This is a genomic window from Janthinobacterium sp. SUN118 (assembly GCF_030397695.1).
Taxonomy (GTDB): domain Bacteria; phylum Pseudomonadota; class Gammaproteobacteria; order Burkholderiales; family Burkholderiaceae_D; genus Janthinobacterium.
Window position 1 is genome coordinate 150,584 of sequence record NZ_JAPUBV010000005.1, and the last position, 18,004, is coordinate 168,587.

The 18,004-nt window shown below is 64.2% G+C and carries 19 protein-coding genes; 9 read left to right on the forward strand and 10 right to left on the reverse strand.

From position 1 onward, the window contains the following. Positions 1 to 130: 130 nt before the first annotated feature. The 7 genes from O0880_RS24640 to O0880_RS24670 all read right to left on the reverse strand — a co-directional run bounded on the left by O0880_RS24640 (position 131) and on the right by O0880_RS24670 (position 4,565). Positions 131 to 1,285, reverse strand: coding sequence for a patatin-like phospholipase family protein (locus O0880_RS24640; protein ID WP_232250938.1), 1,155 nt, complete (start codon positions 1,283 to 1,285; stop codon positions 131 to 133). 163 nt (positions 1,286 to 1,448) lie between these two features. Further along, the gene (locus tag O0880_RS24645) at positions 1,449 to 1,787 is read right to left on the reverse strand and encodes a hypothetical protein (RefSeq protein ID WP_071324615.1); all 339 of its coding nucleotides are present in this window, start codon (positions 1,785 to 1,787) and stop codon (positions 1,449 to 1,451) included. Between the two features lie 69 nt (positions 1,788 to 1,856). Further along, positions 1,857 to 2,243, reverse strand: coding sequence for a phage holin family protein (locus tag O0880_RS24650; protein ID WP_289889215.1), 387 nt, complete (start codon positions 2,241 to 2,243; stop codon positions 1,857 to 1,859). Between the two features lie 18 nt (positions 2,244 to 2,261). Continuing rightward, on the reverse strand, positions 2,262 to 2,564 hold the full coding sequence (locus O0880_RS24655) for a DUF883 family protein (protein WP_071324617.1): 303 nt from the start codon (positions 2,562 to 2,564) through the stop codon (positions 2,262 to 2,264). A gap of 58 nt (positions 2,565 to 2,622) precedes the next feature. Further along, complete coding sequence (locus O0880_RS24660; RefSeq protein WP_071324618.1) at positions 2,623 to 3,159, reverse strand: ferritin-like domain-containing protein; 537 nt, start codon at positions 3,157 to 3,159, stop codon at positions 2,623 to 2,625. Positions 3,160 to 3,245: 86 nt separating this feature from the next. Continuing rightward, positions 3,246 to 4,145, reverse strand: a complete 900-nt coding sequence (locus O0880_RS24665; RefSeq protein WP_071324619.1) for an OmpA family protein — start codon at positions 4,143 to 4,145, stop codon at positions 3,246 to 3,248. Between the two features lie 15 nt (positions 4,146 to 4,160). Then, a complete protein-coding gene (locus tag O0880_RS24670) occupies positions 4,161 to 4,565 on the reverse strand; it encodes a DUF4398 domain-containing protein (RefSeq protein WP_071324620.1) in 405 nt (134 codons plus the stop codon). A 253-nt stretch (positions 4,566 to 4,818) separates the two neighbouring features. Here O0880_RS24670 and O0880_RS24675 point away from each other — a divergent pair, with 253 nt between their 5' ends. Together O0880_RS24675 and O0880_RS24680 are read left to right on the forward strand one after the other, a co-directional pair. Beyond that, positions 4,819 to 6,873 (forward strand): AsmA family protein, encoded by a 2,055-nt coding sequence (locus O0880_RS24675; RefSeq protein ID WP_289889216.1) that lies wholly within the window; start codon positions 4,819 to 4,821, stop codon positions 6,871 to 6,873. A gap of 178 nt (positions 6,874 to 7,051) precedes the next feature. Beyond that, a complete protein-coding gene (locus O0880_RS24680; protein ID WP_071324622.1) occupies positions 7,052 to 7,270 on the forward strand; it encodes a glycine zipper 2TM domain-containing protein in 219 nt (72 codons plus the stop codon). A 100-nt stretch (positions 7,271 to 7,370) separates the two neighbouring features. Here O0880_RS24680 and O0880_RS24685 read toward each other — a convergent pair whose 3' ends face one another. Further along, entirely contained in the window at positions 7,371 to 8,114 is a 744-nt protein-coding gene (locus tag O0880_RS24685) for a Crp/Fnr family transcriptional regulator (protein ID WP_071326605.1), read from the reverse strand. 236 nt (positions 8,115 to 8,350) lie between these two features. Between O0880_RS24685 and O0880_RS24690 the strand changes: the two genes are divergently transcribed. From O0880_RS24690 to O0880_RS24705, 4 genes are all read left to right on the forward strand, one after another. Then, entirely contained in the window at positions 8,351 to 9,019 is a 669-nt protein-coding gene (locus O0880_RS24690; protein ID WP_289889217.1) for a glycine zipper 2TM domain-containing protein, read from the forward strand. Between the two features lie 181 nt (positions 9,020 to 9,200). After that, a complete protein-coding gene (locus tag O0880_RS24695; RefSeq protein ID WP_289889218.1) occupies positions 9,201 to 9,473 on the forward strand; it encodes a hypothetical protein in 273 nt (90 codons plus the stop codon). A 187-nt stretch (positions 9,474 to 9,660) separates the two neighbouring features. After that, positions 9,661 to 9,807: a lmo0937 family membrane protein gene (locus tag O0880_RS24700; RefSeq protein ID WP_010396376.1), complete on the forward strand. Its 147-nt coding sequence runs from the start codon at positions 9,661 to 9,663 to the stop codon at positions 9,805 to 9,807. Positions 9,808 to 9,999: 192 nt separating this feature from the next. Then, positions 10,000 to 10,683: an OmpA family protein gene (locus tag O0880_RS24705; protein ID WP_071324625.1), complete on the forward strand. Its 684-nt coding sequence runs from the start codon at positions 10,000 to 10,002 to the stop codon at positions 10,681 to 10,683. Positions 10,684 to 10,879: 196 nt separating this feature from the next. Here O0880_RS24705 and O0880_RS24710 read toward each other — a convergent pair whose 3' ends face one another. Beyond that, positions 10,880 to 13,723 carry a pitrilysin family protein gene (locus O0880_RS24710; RefSeq protein WP_289889219.1) on the reverse strand — a complete coding sequence of 948 codons (2,844 nt, stop codon included), beginning with the start codon at positions 13,721 to 13,723 and terminating at the stop codon, positions 10,880 to 10,882. A gap of 292 nt (positions 13,724 to 14,015) precedes the next feature. Here O0880_RS24710 and O0880_RS24715 point away from each other — a divergent pair, with 292 nt between their 5' ends. The 3 genes from O0880_RS24715 (at position 14,016) to O0880_RS24725 (ending at position 16,555) form a co-directional block, all read left to right on the forward strand. Next, positions 14,016 to 14,291 (forward strand): hypothetical protein, encoded by a 276-nt coding sequence (locus tag O0880_RS24715; protein WP_289889220.1) that lies wholly within the window; start codon positions 14,016 to 14,018, stop codon positions 14,289 to 14,291. Positions 14,292 to 14,374: 83 nt separating this feature from the next. Beyond that, complete coding sequence (locus O0880_RS24720) at positions 14,375 to 15,922, forward strand: TerC family protein (RefSeq protein ID WP_289889221.1); 1,548 nt, start codon at positions 14,375 to 14,377, stop codon at positions 15,920 to 15,922. Positions 15,923 to 15,988: 66 nt separating this feature from the next. After that, a complete protein-coding gene (locus O0880_RS24725; protein ID WP_289889222.1) occupies positions 15,989 to 16,555 on the forward strand; it encodes a DUF3617 domain-containing protein in 567 nt (188 codons plus the stop codon). Positions 16,556 to 16,615: 60 nt separating this feature from the next. On the opposite strand, the gene O0880_RS24730 is transcribed toward O0880_RS24725, so the two are convergent. After that, positions 16,616 to 17,725, reverse strand: coding sequence for a porin (locus O0880_RS24730; RefSeq protein ID WP_071324630.1), 1,110 nt, complete (start codon positions 17,723 to 17,725; stop codon positions 16,616 to 16,618). Positions 17,726 to 18,004 lie beyond the last annotated feature (279 nt).

The window sequence follows — 18,004 nt, forward strand, 5'->3', positions numbered from 1 at the left end:
CGGACAAAACCGTCGCGGGCGGCGGAAGGTAGAGGTGGCCAAGTAGCACCTCCGTACTCAGTGCGGGCGCCGAGCCGGTGAGCATCGCAGGCCGCCCATACCCACGCGCGGCAGGTGTGGACGGGCGTCGCTAGGCGACGTCGCGCTCGTAGGGCGGCAACTCGTGCACCACGAGCGGCGTGTCTTCCGTGACAAACGCCAGCCAGCCGGCCGCCTTGATCGCGCGCAAGGCATCCTGGTAGCCCTGTTCCCAGCGCCACTCGATGGAGCCCTTGGAAAAATTGATGTCCTTGGCCGCCATGTGCCAGTCGCGGCCCGCGTACGGCAGGCGCACGATGTGCATGGTGCTGTCGCAACCGAGCGCCACCAGCTCTTCCGCCTGCCGGTGGCTGTGCGCGTCGTCGGGCAGCCTGGCGTACAGTTCACGCAATTTATGCTGCAGGGTATGCGTGTTGACATAGTCTTCGATATGGCGCTTCGAGCGCGAGGCGAACGTGACGTCCTTTTGCCGCGTCTGCACTTCATCGAGCGTGGTCGGCTCCGGCCCTTCCGAGCTCCACAAATCGACCATGAAGACCAGCGTGTCGACGTGGGGAGTATCGTCGAGCACGGTTTCCAGCGGCGTATTCGAATACAGGCCGCCATCCCAGTACAGGTCGCCATCGACGCGCACGCCGGCAAAGCCGGGCGGCAAGGCGCCGCTGGCGCGGATGTGGTCGGCCGTCAGGCGCTGCTTCTGGCTGTCAAAGCTGGTCAGGCTGCCGCATTTCACGCGCAGGGCATTGACGGTCAGGCGCATGCCGCCGGGCTGGTTCAGGTAATCGAAGTCGACCAGGTCCTCGAGCGTCCCGGCCAGCTCGCTCGTGTCGTAGAAACTCGCTTCCTCCGGCTTGACGGCGATTCCGGCAGGAAACAGGCTGAACGCGCGTGGCTTGAAGAAGCCGGGCACGCCGCGCATGATGGTGTCGAGGGTGGCCAGCCAGATGTTCGAGCGGCGCTGCTGGTCGGACACGAGGTTCATGTCGATGCTGTCGCGGTGCGCGATGCGCTGCCAGAACTGTTTCAGGCGCACGAGGCGGTCTTCCTGCTTGTTGCCAGCCAGAATGGCCGCATTGATGGCGCCGATCGACGTGCCCACCACCCAGTCGGGCGCCAGCCCATGTTCGTGCAGCGCATGGTAGACGCCGGCCTGGTAGGCGCCCAGCGCGCCGCCGCCCTGCAGCACCAGCACGATGCGCAGGCGCGAAGGATTCAAGGAATTGACCGGTGTCTTCGAATGCATCATCAAGATAGCCCCTGTGTCCGCCGCGCGGAATGCGGCGTGAATCATTGTAAGGGATTGTGGCCCGCACTTGTGCGCGCGCTGGCGCCCGCGCGCGCAGGATGCCGGATGCGGGCGAAAAAAAACGCCGTCGATGACGGCGTTCCTGCGCAACCGGGGCTGGCGTTCAGCGCTTGCGGCGCAGCCAGCCCGTGGCTATGGCGGCCACGGCCACCAGTATCAGGGCCGGCTTGACCAGCTTCTTGCGGCCGATGAAGGACAGCGCCGTCAGTACATACGGCATCGCGCCTTGCAGGCGCATGCCGCCCGGCGCCAGCAGGGATTCGACGCGGTGGCCGGCAAAGCCGACAGCCGTCTCGACCACGCCCTGCAGCAGCGAATCGGGGCGCAGCGCGTAGCCCACATTGGCGCGCGCATGCACGATGCCCACGCGATACATCTCGCCCTGGGCAATGAGCAGGCGCTTGCGGGCGGCTTGCGCCGCCAGTTTGTCGTTATCCGACATGAATTCTCCTCGTAAGGCAGTGCGGAGCGGGCGGCGCCGGAACGCATCCGCGCGCTGCCCGCCAGCCGCCTACATCAGCATGTCGCGGTCAGCCTTCAATTCCGCCATGGTGGCCGGCATGGACAACTTTCCTTGACGCAGCATGGCGCGCGCATACATGACCAGACCGATGGCCAGCAGCACGAACACGACCGTCATGATCGCCAGGATCTTCCAGCCCAGGCTATCCCAGGCGAGGAAAACGACCAGCACGCTGCCGTAAGCGATGGCAAACAAGCCTGCCACCGTCGCCAGCGCGAAAATGACAATCAGCTGTAACACGTGATTGCGCACTTCCGACAGTTCGATGGTGGCCAGTTCCAGCCGCGACAACATCAGTCCGACGGCGTTTTTGGCCAGGCCGGCAACCGAGCCGATCAATCCCGGCCCCTGGTGAGACGTAGCAGACTTGTCCATATCGCTCCTGACAGTGGATTACTTGCGGCCCAGGATGAAGCCGACCAGCACGCCGACGCCAGCGGCGACGGCCACCGTGCGCCATGGGTTTTCCTTGACATAACCATCCGCCTGGGCAGCGATCTGCTTGGTGGCAACGATAGCCGATGCTTGCGCTTCATGCGCCTTGGCCAGCGCGGCATCCAGGGTCTTCATGCCCTTGACGCGGACTTCATCGGCTTTTTCGCCCGTCAGGGCGGCAGCGGCGCTGAACAGGGCTTGCGCATCCTTGACCAAGGTTTTGACATCGTTATTAACGGTGGTGATATTGTTTTCCAACATGGTTTAGCTCCTTAGCTGTGGATGAATGTGGTTACTATACCTACTTTACTCAAAAACACTATTCCATTAGATCGCGCATATCATCGGCGTGCTCTTCCTCGACAGCCATGATCTTGATCAACAAATGGCGTGTCGTCGGGTCGCTGTCGCCAATTTTCACGATCATCTGGCGGTATGACTCGATCGCCACTCGTTCCGCGATCAGGTTGGCACGCACCATGCTTTGCACGTCCTCGGAGTCATCATACTCGGCATGGCTACGCGCGAGCAATGTTGCCGGATTAAAATCTGGCTTGCCATTCAATTGCACGATGCGCTCGGCCAGCCAGTCCGCATGCTCCTGTTCCTGCTGCGCATGCTCGAGGAACTCGGCCTTGATGGTGCCATTGTCACGTCCGCTCACGGTGTAGTAATGGCGTTTATAGCGCGCAATACACACGAGTTCCGTGGCCAGCGCCCCATTCAACAGGGTAATCAATTCCTGCCGGTTGCCCTGATAACCGGCCGTCACGGCGCCGTCATCGAGGTTTTTGGCGGCGGCGCGGATGGCCGCCGTGTCGATGCCCGACGGAATCTCAACAGATGTTTGGGTCATGATGCTTCCTTTCAAGTCTTACGTGGGTATCCACCGGCCAGGAAGCGGCCGGTGCTGCCTTTCTATGCCGCGCCAGGCGGCGCAGCTCAACGGCGGGCGGGAATCGCCGTGTTATCTTCCGACAAGACGATTTCCACGCGGCGATTCAACTGGCGGTTGGCCGCGCTGTCATTGCCGGCTGCCGGATACGCGGCGCCATAGCCCTTGGTGGCGATGCGGTCGCGGCTGATGCCCTGCTCCAGCAGCGCATTGCGCACGGATTCGGCGCGGCGTTGCGACAATTCCAGGTTGTGCGCGGAGCCGCCCGTGCTATCCGTGAAGCCTTCGATCAGCACGGTGCGCTGCGGATTGTTTTTCAGCACGTCGGCCAGCTTGCGCGCCGTGTTCGCGCCATCAGCCGTCAAGTTCGCCTTGTCCGTGCCAAACAGCACGTCGCCCAGCGTTATCACCATGCCGCGTTCGGTTTTCTTGGCGGCCAGGTCGGCCAGCTGCACTTCCAGCGCGGCGGCGCGCGCCTGCGCATCGCGGGCCGACGCTTCCGCCGTCTGCGCCTGGGCCTTGGCCGCTTCCGCGTCCGCCTGCGCCGCCTGGGCCCGTGCCGTCGCCTGGTCAGCCTGCTGCGTGCGCGCATCGAGGCGCAGCTGGTCGCGCTGCTTGCCTGCATTGGCGATGTCCGCCTCGGCCGCCTTCTGCTTGGCTACCTCTTGTGCGGTCGCAATTTTTTGCTTGGCCAGGTAAGCCAGCTTGTCGACTTTCTCGCTATCGTCCTGGCGCGTGGCGGCCGCGTTGGCCGCATCGAGCGCGGCGCTCGCTTCGCGGAATTCGCGTGGCGCATAGGTCGACACCATCGGATTCGACTGCGCCGCCATGTAGTCGCCGCGCGTCTGGTCGAGCAGGCTGGTGGTGGTCGGCGCGGAGCTGCAGGCGGCAACGAGGGCGGCCATGGCCAGCAGGCCGGGGATGGTGGTGTAGGTAGCTTTTTTCATGATGGAATCCTGTTCTTATTGTTTCGGGGCTTGCTGGTTGGCACGGTCGAGCTCTTCGCGCATGACGCGGATGTTCTCGTTGATTTCATCGGCGGCCGTCGTGGCCTTGGCCGAATTGGCCTTGCTTTGCGCCAGCTTGGCATCCGCCTGCGCCTGGTCAGCCAGGTCGCGCGCCGTCTTGTAGTCGCGGTCTTTCAATGCCTGGTTGGCCATGCGCATCTTTTCGCGGGCCGAACGCATTTCATCGGGCGCCAGGTCGGCGGCGCCGGCGCTGGCGGCATTGTCGACGGCGGCGCGCGAAACGGCCACATCGGCCGTGGCCGGCGTTTTCAGGCTGGAGCAGCCCGTCATGAAGACGAGGGCGGCGGCGCAGGCGGCCAGTGCGGCCAAGGGGGTTTTCAAGGAATCTCGGTTTGTCATTTTTCTTCTCCTGGAGAATGTATAAGCGGTGGGTACCATGTGCATCTGAAATCAGGAACTGCGTTTGATGTATGACGTTATAGGCCCCGCCTCTGCGCATATCCGTTCGGTGCCGCACATAGGGTAGGAAATCGACAATACTCTCCGCGGCAACGTGCGCCAGCGCACGTGCCCGCCAGCAATACATGAAACGAACCCGGCTTTGGAGCGATTCCTGTAGCATCGCAAATACTTGTCCAGAAAGAATCGCCCGATGCCACGCACTATCTCGCTCTCCCGCCGCCAGAAAATCGCCCTCGCCAGCGCCGCCGTGCTTGTCGCCCTGCCCGTCGCTGCCGCCGTCACTCTCCTGAACATGGATTGGAACCGCGCCAAGCCGTGGCTCAATGCGCGCGCCAGCGAAGCGCTTGGTAGGCCGTTCGCCATCGCGGGCGACCTGTCGCTGACGTGGCGGCAGCCGGCCCGCAACGTGGCAGAACGCACGTGGCGCGATTCCCTGCCGTGGCCCCATCTGCAGGCACAGGATGTGCGCCTGGGTAACCCGAGCACCCTGGCGGACGCGGACGGCGGGGAGCCGCTGGCCAGCGTCGGCCAGCTGGCGTTCTCGCTCAATCCCCTGGCCCTGCTCGACAAGAAAATCGTCATTCCCGAATTACGCTTCGACACGCCGCAGGTGCGCTTGCTGCGCAGCAAGGACGGCAAGAACAACTGGACCTTCTACCCGCAGGACCAGCCGTCGCCATGGAAGCTCGACTTGCAAAGCGTGGTCTTCAGCAAGGGCACCGTGCTCCTGACGGATGGCGTCACGCACACGGCGATGCGCGCCGATGTCGATACGCTCGCGGACGACAAGCGCTATGGCATCGCCTGGAAGCTGTCGGGCACCTACCGTGGCGAAACCGTCCAGGGCGGCGGCAAGGCGGGCGGCGTGCTGTCGCTGCAACAGCAAGGCACGCCCTTCCCCATCCAGGCCGACATGCGCGCGGGCGGCAGCAGCGTGGCCATCGAAGGCACGCTGACGCGCCCGGCCAGCCTGGCCGCGCTCGACGTGCGCCTGAAATTGTCCGGCCCCAGCATGGCGCGTTTGTATCCATTGACGGGCGTGCTGCTGCCGGAGACGCCACGCTTCAGCACGGAGGGCCATCTGACGGGCACCCTGGCGCCGGGCGGCGGCGAATGGGTGTACGAGCAGTTCAGCGGCAAGGTCGGCTCGAGCGACATCAGCGGCAAGCTGGCGTTTTCCGCCAGCAAGCCGCGCAAGCGCCTGACGGGCGACGTCCACTCGCGCCTGCTGCAATTTTCCGACCTGGGACCGCTGGTGGGCGCCGATTCCAGCGCCAGCAAGAAGGAGCGCGGCGTGCCGTCGACGCAGCCGGCCGGCCGCGTGCTGCCGGTGGAAACCTTCAAGACGGAGCGCTGGACCAGCCTGGACGCGGACGTGCGCTACACGGCAGACAAGATCACGCGCGACGCCGAATTGCCGATCAGCAAACTCGACACGCATGTGGTGCTGACGGATGGCGTGCTGTCGCTGACGCCGCTCAACTTCAATGTGGCGGGCGGCACCCTGACGTCGCAGATCAAGCTCGACGGCAGCGGCAAGGTCATCGCCAATGGCATCGCCGCCGAGCTCAAGGCCAGCGCCCGCCATCTGCACATCAAGCAGCTGTTCCCCCGCCTGCCGGCGCTGCAGGCCAGCGTGGGCGAGATCAATGGCGACGCCTCGCTGTCGGCCACGGGCAATTCCGTCGCCACCTTGCTGGGCACGTCGAATGGCGAAGTGCGCGCGCTGATCAACCGGGGCAGCATCAGCAAGCTGCTGCTCGAGGAAATGGGCTTGAATATCGGCAGCATCGTGCTCACCAAGCTGGCCGGCGACAAGCAGGTCAAGCTCAATTGCATGGCCGCCGATTTTGTCGTCAACAAGGGGCTGATGCGCACGCGCCAGTTCATCGTCGACACCGATGACGCCATCCTGCATGTCGACGGCACGGTGAACCTGGCCGATGAACGGCTGGACCTGACCTTGCAGCCGGACAGCAAGGGGCTGCGCATCTTTTCACTGCGCTCGCCCCTGTATGTGCACGGCACCTTCAGCAAGCCGGACGTGAGCGTCGACAAGGGCGTGCTGGCCCTGCGCGCGGGCGGCGCGCTGGCCTTGGCCGTGGTGGCGCCCGTGGCGGCCCTGCTGCCGCTCGTCAATGCCGGCCCCGGCGAGGACAGCGAATGCGCGGCGCTGCTGGCGCAGGCGCGCGTCAAGCCGGTGGCGCCGAAGCCGGGCAAGAGCGTGCGCAAAGGCCGCCAATAAGCTGCGCCTGGGTGCATTTACAATTGTTACACACCTATGTGCGTTGCCGAACAGACCCTATCTTGTCGCAATCCTATCCTGTGATCGTGCCTGAAACACCCAAGACGTGGCGTCACGAACTACCTTCCGGCCCCTACCTTGCCGGCGCCACGAGGTCCGAATTCACAGGAGATTTATCATGCAAACCATCAAAAAACTCGCCGCCACCACTTCCGTCGCTGCTCTGCTGCTGAGCCTTACCGCCTGCGCCAACATGTCGGGCCAGGATAAAAACACGGCCATCGGCGCCGGTGTCGGCGCCGTCGCCGGTTCCGTGCTGACGGGCGGCAGCGCCGTCGGCGCCGTCGGCGGCGCCGCCGTCGGTGGCGTGATCGGCAATCAGGTCAAGCCGAAGTAATCGGCAGGCAAAAAGCGGGGTGGGTGCGCAGGCGCCCGCCCCGCTTTTTTGCGTCCATGTCCTGTCGGGAAAGTTTCGAATGACTTGCCGAAGGCAGCGATTAAACGAAGACGTTGGCCATGCCGATGGCGCCCGTATCCTTGACCAGCTCATAGCAGCGGCAAGACACGGCTTCCAGGCCGGCCGAATCGAGGATCTCGATATTGCCGCGGCTGTAGGTGATCAGTTTTTGCTGTTGCAGCGCACTGGCCGCCTTGGTCACGCCGACGCGCCGCACGCCCAGGGTATGGGCGAGGAATTCATGCGTCAGGTGGAATTTTTCGGATTGCAGGCGGTCGCGCGTGATCAGCAGCGAACGCGCCAGGCGCGCCTCGAGCACGTGGAAACGGCTGCACACGGCGATCTGGATGGCCTGCGCCAGCAAGGTGTCGGTGTAGCGGTACAGCAGGCGCTGCAGGGAGTCGAGCTGGGCGAATTCGGCGCAAAAGTCGCTGCGCGCGATGCGGCTGGCCGTGCCGGAACGTTGCACCACGGCACGCACTTGCGCCAGGTCATGCCCCAGCGCGACGGATGCGCCCAGCACGCCTTCGCGGCCGACGGAACCCACTTCCAGGGTCATGCGGCCTTCCGCCACGGCCAGCAGCGAAATCAGGCAATCGCCGGGAAAATAAATGTAGCCGATGGGCTGGCCCGGTTCGTACAGCACGTCGCCCACGTCGACCGTGACGGTGTCGAACAGCGCCGTCAGGTGCCGAAGGTCGGACTCGGGCAGGCTGGCCAGCAAGCGGTTGCTTGCGGCGGGCGTGCTCAAGCCGGAACGGCCTGTGTCGCGGGACAGGTTCATGCTGGCGGTCATGGGTGGCATTGCCTTTTCCTGGGTGTCGTTACAACTCGACATAATTTTTACCTAGCCTACGGTGCGCCACCGGTCCTGTATGTACGGTGACGCACGGAAGCGAAGGAGACAGCGCCGCACACTGGCCTGACTGGCCTGCGGCAGCGCATGCGGACGGCCTGCATCACTGATTTGCATCACTTATTTATATGCAGCACCCATTATTAAAAACCAAGGAGCACTCCATGACTACCACCACCAAATCCCTCCATCCGCTGGTGCTTGCCGCCGCCGTCGCGGTCCTGCTGTTCTGCGGCGTCGGTACGGCCGCCCTGATGGGCTGGCTGCCCTCGTCGCAGGGCGATGCCCAGCCCCTGAGCGGCAATGCCTCGGCGGAACAGCTGGCCAGCCTGCAGGCGACCCAGCCGGCAGCGGGCATGCAGCCGCTGGCCGCCCTGCCGGCGCAGCAACAGCAGCCACAGCCGCAAATGCAGCAGCAGCAGCAGCAGCAGCAGCAGCCCGTGCGCCAGCCGCAGCCACAGCCACAATATGTGGCGGCGGCGCCGGCGCCGCAGGTGTGCGGCAATTGCGGCGTGATCGAAGCCATCCATGAAGTCAATACGCGCGCCGAAGGCAGCGGCGTGGGCGCGGCCGGCGGCGCCGTCGTCGGCGGCTTGCTGGGCAACCAGGTTGGCGGCGGCCACGGCAGGCAGCTGGCCACCGTGCTGGGCGCCGTGGGCGGCGCCGTCGCCGGCAACCAGATCGAAGGCAGCGTGCGCGCCACGCGCAGCTACAACATCGTCGTACGCCTCGACAACGGCAAGACGCGCACCGTGCACCAGAGCGCCGCGCCGAACTGGCGCCAGGGCGACCGCGTGCGCGTCGTCAACGGCGGCTTGCGCGCCATCGGCTAAGTTCGCCACGGCGACAGCGCGGCGCCGCCACGCAACTGAATGTTGCCAATTCAACACACGCCCGGCCTGTCCGGGCGTTTTCTTTTTGATAATGTTCGTTGGCGTACAGATGAGCTACCCGTGGCGCGAGATGATGCATTCAGGAAAGTTCAACGGATGTCCCATCACCACAGGAGTAGCTATGGATAGCGACAAGACAGGCGGCAACAGGATCTGGCTGGGCTTTATCGGTGGCGGCATGCTGGCCACCGCGCTCGGCTTCTGCGCGCTCGACCTGGCGCCCGCGTCCGCCAGCGCGCCCGTGTTCGGCGTCATGCTGCTGCTTACCGGCGGCCTGCTCAGCTGCCTGGCCGGCGCCGTCGGCATGGCCGGCATGCTGGCCTGGATACCGGGCATGGCCAGCGAGCCGGAACGGGCCGCGCATCGCGCGCCGGCCGGACAGCGGACTAAATAGGTGTTGTGTACGGCAGCGTACAGATCATTTCAGAAATAAACTAGACAATAAGTCATGGCATCAACGTTGCGCGATCAACATGGCAACGTGAATGGCAAACATATGATGGCAACGCCCGCAGCTACCGGCTTGCAAGCCGGAATCAGGCCGGCGCCGCCATCCACACACTACTCTCGGAGGACGCATCATGCTCTATACAATCGCAGTAGTACTCATCATTCTCTGGCTGCTGGGCCTGGTTACTTCCTATACCATCGGCGGCTTCATCCACATCCTGCTGGTCGTGGCCGTGATCATGGTCCTGTTGCGCCTGATCAGCGGACGCGGACTATAGACATGCCGGCTGATGCAGGCTGACGGTGGCGGCGCGCGTGCAAACGGGCGCCGCCCTTTTGCGTACCGCTTGTGCCTGCCTTGCGCGCGATTTTCCGCGCGCTGGCAAACCGGCCCATTTTGCAGTAACGTGTGCAGGTAGTTTGCAGATAGTTCCTGGGTATGTCCCAATAACAAAACAAGGAGAAAATCCATGAAAGCATACAAAAACGGCCCTGGCGCCAAATCCCTGATCGGCATGCTGGTCCTCGCGCTGGCCGCCACGGGCTGTGCTGATATGTCCTCCACACAACGTGGCACGGCCACCGGCGCCGGCGTTGGCGCCGGCCTGGGCGCGCTGATCGGCGGCACCACGGGCGGTGGCGGCGGCGGACGTACGGCCGGCGGCGCCCTGCTCGGTGCCGCAGCCGGTGCCGTGGTCGGCAATATCTGGTCGAACCGCATGGAAAACCAGAAGCGCGCGATGGAGCAAGCCACGCAAGGCACGGGCGTGCAAGTGACGCAGACGGCCGATAACCGCCTGAAAATGGAAATCCCCAGCGATATCTCGTTCGACACCAACCGCGCCGACATCAAGGGCAACTTCCGCCCGATTCTCGACCGCTTTGCCGCGACCCTGAATGAAAACCCGAACACCACGGTCAGCATCATCGGCCACACGGACAGCACGGGCAGCGATTCGATCAACGAACCGCTGTCGGTGGAACGCGCCGCCCACACGCGCGACTACCTGTCCATGCGCGGCGTCTCGCCGACCCGCATCGTCACCGAAGGCCGCGGCGCGCGCGAGCCGATCGCCTCGAACGCCGATGCGTCGGGCCGGGCGCGCAATCGCCGCGTCGAGATCTACGTCGCCGAAATGGCTCCACGGGGGTAACACCTGACCAAACCTGCTGCGCGGCGCGCTTTGCGGCCGGCGATGCTCACCGTACTGAAGTACGGTTGCGCTTCTCGGCCACAAATCATCGCCGCTCGCGAGGTTTTGTCTGGTGTCGTGACGTTAATGCCAGTCAAATAAAAAAACCGCCAGCAAGTTTCCTTGCTGGCGGTTTTTTACATCAAGCGCTGACGATTTACTTCGACGTCGTCGCCTTGGCGCCGCTCTCGCCCTCTTTCGCCACCTTGGCGAAGTCGCCGGCCGTCACGATCGAGACGGCGGCGGGTTTCAGGTGCTCGCGCAAGCCCTGGTTCACTTGCGCCAGGGTCAGGGCGGCCACCTTGGCTTCCAGGTCCTTGTCGTAGGCCATGGTGCGGTCCTGCGCCAGGTAGCCGGCCAGTTCGCGCGCCAGGCCGGCATCCTGCGTGCGGCCCACTTCTTCCGATTGCAGCCAGCCCTTCTTCGCTTCGGCCAGTTCCTCTTGCGTGAAGCCGTCGGCCAGCACCTTGGCGATTTCTTCGCGCAGGGCCGCTTCCACCTTGCCCGTGTTTTGCGGCGCGCTGATGGCGTAGGCCATCCAGTAGCCGGCCGGCTCGCGCGACGGCACGGCCACTTGCGAACCGACGCCGTACGACAGGCCTTCCTTCTGGCGGATGCGGTCGGCCAGGCGGCTGCGCAAGGCGCCGCCGCCGAGCATGTGGTTGGCTATCAGCAAGGCCGGATAGCTGGCGGCGTCATCCTTGAGGGGAATCGGCTGGATGGCGAACAGCACGCTGTTGGCCTTGTCCGGGGTTTCCAGCGTCACTTTCTCGCCGCTGACGGCTTTGACGGCGTCGGGAATGCGCACATACGGCTGTTGCGCCTTCCAGTTGCCGTACAGGCTGGCCACTTGCGCCTTCAGCGCGGCCGCATCGAAATCGCCCACGGCGGCAAACGTGGCGTTGGCGGCGCCATAATAAGCCGCATGGAAAGCCTTCACATCGGCAACCTTGATGGCCTTCCATTGCGCCAGTTCGGCCGGCAAGGTGGCCACGTGGCGCACATGGCCTTCCGGCGTGGCGTCGAGCAGGCGGCGGAAGGCGTTCACGGCCAGCGGTTGCGGCTCGGGCAATTCCTGCTCGGCGCGGCCGACGCGCTCGCGCTGCAACTCGAGGAATTCCGTTTCGCTCAGGGCCGGCTGTTGCAGCACTTGCGCCAGCAGGTCCATGGCGGCCGGCAAGTTCTCGCGCTTGCCCGTGAGCATTGCCGTCACGCCCTCGGCGCCGCCCGCGATCGCCACCTGCATGCCCAGCTGGTCGAACTTGTCCTTCACTTCCTGGCGCGACAGCTTGTCCGTGCCGCGCGACAGCAGGTTCGCCGTGTAGCTGCCGACGGCCGCCTTGCCGCGCAGGCTGTCCTCGCTGCCGATCTGCAGTTTCAACACGACGCTGACCGTGCTGCCCTTGGTTTTCTTCGGCAGCAAGGCGCCCTTCAAGCCGTTCGGCAAGGTGAAGCGCGTCGTGCGCGCCTCGATATTATCGGGGCTGGGGTCGAACGCCTCGCCCTGCGCCACGACGGCGCGGCCCGTGTAGCCGGCCAGCTGCGGCGCCACGTCGGCATAGGCCGGCACCACCGTGCGGTCCGGCGCGTCGGTGGGGATGAAGCGTCCCAGCGTACGGTTCGACGTCTTCAGGTATTTCTCGGCCGCCGCCTGCACCTGCGCCGCCGTCAGCTTGTCGAGCTGATCGCGCTGCAGGAAGAACAGGCGCCAGTCGCCGGCCGCCAGCGATTCCGTCAGGGCGATCGTCAGGCTCGCCGTGTTCGAGGTCGCCAGTTCGATCTGCTTGTTCAGCTGCTGCTTGACGCGCGCCACTTCCGCTTCCCTGACGGGCTGCGACTTCAAGTCTTCCAGCACTTTCAGCATGGCGTCTTGCGCCGCATCGAGGTTGCCATCGACGGGCACGAGCGCGCCAAACAGGTTGTAGCCCGGCTCCAGGTTGCTCACGGAGTTGTATTCGATCTTGCTGGCCAGCTTGGTTTCCACCAGCGCCTTGTGCAGGCGGCCGGCCGGCGCGTCCGTCAGCACGTGGCCCAGCACTTCGATGGCGACGGCGTCCGGATTGCCGGACGGCGCCACGTGGTAGCCGGCGCCGACGAATTGCGTGCCGCCGCTGCGGCGCACCGTCACGGCGCGCTCGCCATCCTGCACGGGTTCGGCCGTGTAGGTCGGTTCGATCACGCGCGTCGGTTTCGGGATCTTGCCGAACAGTTCATTGATCTGCTTCAAGACCTTCGCTTCATCGAAGCGGCCCGCCACCATCAGCACGGCGTTATCTGGCTGGTAATATTTATGATAGAACGCGCGCAGGCGGGGAATGTTGACCTGCTCGATATCGGAACGGGCGCCGATGGTCGACTTGCCATAGTTGTGCCAATCGTAGGCGATGGCCTGGATGCGTTCGCTGGTGACGCCGATCGGGTCGCTCTCGCCCATCTCGAACTCGTTGCGCACCACCGTCATCTCGCCCTTCTGCGTCTTCGGATTCCACAGGTCGTTCTGGTCGATGGCCGCGTTGACCATGCGATCCGCTTCCATGGCCAGCATCTGGCGCAGGTTGTCGTCATTGGCAGGGAAGGTGGCGTAGTAATTGGTGCGGTCATACCAGGTGGTGCCGTTGAACTGGGCGCCCGTCGAGTTCAGGATCTCGACCGGGGTCTTGCTGCCCTTCTTCACGCCGAAGTTGGCGCTGGGCTTGAACAGCAAGTGCTCGAGCAAATGGGCCATGCCCGTTTCGCCATAGTTTTCATGGCGCGAACCGACCAGATAGACGATATTCGTCGTCAGCGTGGGTTTGCTGGCATCGGGAAACAGCAGCACGCGCAAGCCATTGGCCAGCCGGTATTCGGTGATGCCTTCGACGGACGTGACTTTGACGGCGGCGCGGGCGGAGGCAGGCTGGGCGGTTTTCTGGGTCGGCGCGGCTTGCACCGGGGTGGCGGCAAAGGCCAGCGAAGGCGACAGGATGCCGGCGGCAAGCAGGAGGGCGGGAATGGGTTTCAAGGCGGAGTCCTGGTAACACTACGTTATAGACGCGCGCAAGCTGGAAGTGCCAGCGCGATGCAATACGAACGCAAGAATGCTCACGGGGCCCGCGCTGCGTCTTCGCCGCCACGTGAAATAATTGCTCTCATAATTTACGACATGCTTGTCACTTGCGCAAGCCCCTGTCATCAAGCTGCCATACGGGCGTGTTATACTCGACCGTTCCAGAACTATCTGCCTGTATATGAGACGAGCTCTCGTCCTGCTCTGCCTTTTTGTTTTCATCGCTTTACCCCAGGCGTTTGCCAGCATGGCTTACGCCAGCCCTTCCCCATTCCAGCATGCAATCGCGGCCGGCGCTACCGCCACGCCCGCCTTCGGCATCGATTGTCCGGACGCCAGCGTCCATGCGGGACTGCCCGCCGACAGCTGCGATACCGAAGAATGCGACAACGACCCCATCACGCTGTACCCGAGCTCGCGCCAGGCCGTGCCGTTTTACGCCATCATTTGGCAAGCGGGACCGGGCGCACTTGCCGAAGCGGACGTGCGGCTGGCCACCCGGCCGCCGCGCGTCCGCCACTGAATACATGCATGCAGCACCCACGCGCCCGGGGCAATTAGCCACCGGGCACGCTTTACACTGATCGACTTTACAAGGTTACACACATGGAATGGTTATTTGACCCGACAATCTGGGTCGGCCTGCTGACGCTGGTCGTACTGGAAATCGTACTGGGTATCGACAACCTGATTTTCATCGCCATCCTGGCCGAGAAACTGCCACCGCACCAGCGCGACAAGGCGCGCGTGCTGGGCCTGACCCTGGCCCTCGTCATGCGCCTGGGCCTGCTCTCGCTGATTTCCTGGCTGGTTACGCTGACCACGCCGCTGTTTTTTGTCTGGCAATTCTCGTTCTCGGGGCGCGACCTGATCCTGCTCGTGGGCGGCCTGTTCCTGCTGTTCAAGGCCACCACCGAGCTGCATGAACGGCTCGAGGGCGTCACGCACGCACAGACGGGTCCCAAGGTGTATGCCGGTTTCGGCCTGGTGGTGGCGCAGATCGTCGTGCTCGACGCCGTCTTCTCGCTCGACGCCGTAATCACGGCCGTCGGCATGGTGGAAAACCTGTACGTGATGATGGCCGCCGTCGTCATTTCCATCGTCGTCATGATGCTGGCCTCGAAGGTGCTGACGCGTTTCGTCAACGCCCACCCGACCGTCGTCGTGCTGTGCCTGAGCTTCTTGCTGATGATCGGCCTGTCGCTGGTGGCCGAAGGCCTGGGCTTCCACATTCCGAAAGGCTATCTGTACGCCGCTATCGGTTTCTCGATTGTCATCGAGTTCTTCAATCAGCTGGCGCGCCGCAACTTCCTCAAGCTGCAATCGAACGCGCCGCTGCGCGACCGTACGGCGCAAGCCGTGCTGAGCCTGCTGGGCGGGCGCAAGGGCCGCGAAGCCGTCGAAGAGCACGAAGTCAAGGAACTGCCGGACGTCTCGGCCTTCGGCGTGGAAGAGCGCAACATGGTCAGCGGCGTGCTGACCCTGGCCGAACGCTCGATCCGCTCCGTGATGACGCCGCGCGGCGACGTGTCGTGGGTCAACCTGAACGACAGCAGCGACAAGATGCTGCGCCTGCTGCGCGACACGCCGCACAGCATGATTCCCGTCTGCAATGACGACCTCGACAATGTGGTCGGCATCGCGCGCAGCAAGGACCTCATCGAGGACCTCGTCTCGCGCGGCAAGATCGATCCGGCGAATATGCGCGAAGCCATCGTCGTGCCGGAAGCGGCCGGCGTGCTGAAGGCCATGGACACCCTGAAGCGCTCGCGCGGCCAGCTGGTGCTGGTGGTCGACGAGTTCGGCACCGTGCAAGGCGTGCTCACGCCGATCGACATCCTCGAAGCCATCGCCGGCGAATTCCCCGACGAGGACGAGCAGCCCGACGTGGAAGTGCTGAGCCCCGGCCACTGGCGCATCGACGGCGCGACGGACTTGCATTACCTGGAGCAGGTATTCGAGACGGAATCGCTGGTCAGCGAAGACGGCGAGTACAACTCGCTGGCCGGCTTCCTGCTGGCGCATTTCGAGAACATGCCGGCCGTGGGCGAAGTGCTGGAACTGGACGGCTTGCGCTATGAAATCGTCGAGGCGGACGAGCGCCGCATCGCCTGCGTGGACGTGCGCCGCATCGAGCCCGATCACAGTTTGTAACACAATGGCAAGCGTGCCGCGCTTGCCATGCCGTATGCTGGGGTCTGCCTATACGGAGACCCTGCAATGAAACTATCCCTGCTACGCCTGACCCTGCTCGCCTGCGCCGCCATCGGTGCCCAGGCCAGCGCACAGACCCCCACCATCAAGCCGGGGCTGTGGCAAGTCGACAGCAAGATGGCGTCCCCTGACGCCGCCACCGACAACGCCATGTCGTTGGTGCTGCAGCAACTGGGCAACCTCCCTCCCGATCAGCGCAAACAGCTCGAAAGCATGGCCGCCAGCCGCGGCATGGCCATGCCCACCGTCGCCGCCGATGGCGCCGTGCGCGTGACGGCGTGCGTGACGCCGGAGATGGCGGCGCGCAAGCAGATTCCCACGGGCCAGCCCGGCGACTGCAAGTCGAAGAATACCGACATCGCCGGCGGCATGCAGGTGGCATTCACTTGCGCGAACCCGAAATCGAGCGGCGAAGGCAAGGTACTGTTCAGCGGCGACCAGGCCTTCAGCATGCAGCTTGCCGTGACCACCAGCGCGCGCGGCGCGCCGGAACAGGTGAATGTGACGAGCAACGGCAAGTGGCTGGGCGCCAGCTGCCCGGCCCCATCGGCCAGCGCCGCTCAGAAGCCGTGATGAAAGCCCAGGTGAAGGCGCGCTGTCATCCTGCAGCGGCCGCCTGGCGGGCGCGGCCGCTCAGAAGCCGTGACGGAAGCCCAGATTAAAGGCTGCGTCGCCGCGTCCGCTGTCGCTGGCGTTGCCCACCGTGTAGCGGGCGCCGTTCTTGTTGTGGATCTTCGCGTAGGACGCGTAGAAATCGCTGCGTTTGGATAAGGAATACGTGAGGCCGACGGCCACCTGGCTGGCGTCGCGGTTGGCCAGGTCGCGGTCGTCCTTGTGCACCCAGGACGCCAGCAGCTTGAAGCCGCCCACGGGCACGGACACGCCGAGCAAGGTGTCGCGGCTGTCCGAGGACGACATCGACAGGGCCAGCGAGCTGTAGTCATTGCTGGGATCCCACGGCGAACTGCCATAGCCCTTGTTGATGCCGATGGCGGCAAAGGCCGTCGCCACTTTCAGGTCGATATTCGCCGCGATCAGCGTATTGCGGGCCGACATGTCGATGGCGGGCGAGGTGCCGGCCGCCAGGATGAAGTTTTTCTTGCGCTGGTGCGACACGCTGAGATTCACGGCGCCGTGCGAATAGCCGAGCGTGGCGCCATACGCGCGGTTGTTGGCGCTGCTGTACGGCGACTCGCCAAAGCTGTAGATGGCGCTGGCCGACACGCCGCGCAAGGCGGGCGTCACGTACTTGACGGTATTGTCGTAGCGTTTCACGCCGTAGCCGGCCAGATTGCTGGCGCTGCCGGCCATGCCGCCCTTGAACGGGTCGGCCACGTCGGTCAGGGCCTGGTATTGCAGGTTGTACTGGCGTCCCAGGGTCAGCGCGCCGAGGCGGCCATCGAGGCCCACATAGGCCTGGCGGCCGAACAAGCGGCCCTCTTCAGACTGCCCCGTATCGTTTTCAATGCCCGTTTCCAGCGTGTAGACGGCGGCCACATCGTTGCCCAGCGCTTCGCGGCCCTGCACGCCCAGGCGCGAGCCGGAAGCGACGCCGCCCGATACCTTGGTGCTGGCGCAATTGGCCTGGCAGCCGCGCTCGGCCACGATGCCCGCGTCGAGTACGCCGTACACGACAACATTACTGGATGCCGCACTGCCGGCGCCGTCGGCAGCCTGGGCCTGTCCGCAGAAAGGCCACGGTGCCAGCCCTATCACAGCAAGCGCAAAATACGAGGTCTTCATGATAAATATCTCGGTAACGTGAAATGAAACTTCCCGGTATTGATCAGGACATGCGCTGTGTGTCACGTCCTAGTGTTACCTTATCCACGCTTTTTGGCAAGCAATCTGTGCGTTGTACAACAGAAACCCCAGCTTAGCGCCGGGAAAGCCGTCGCGCACTGACAACACGCAAGAGTGACCATGATTCCCGTTTTTGTCGCAAAATAAGGACGCAAGCGGGCCCTGCTTTAAAGCAATGTTCGGTGGCGAACGTTGCGCGATTTGACGCAGGCAGTACAC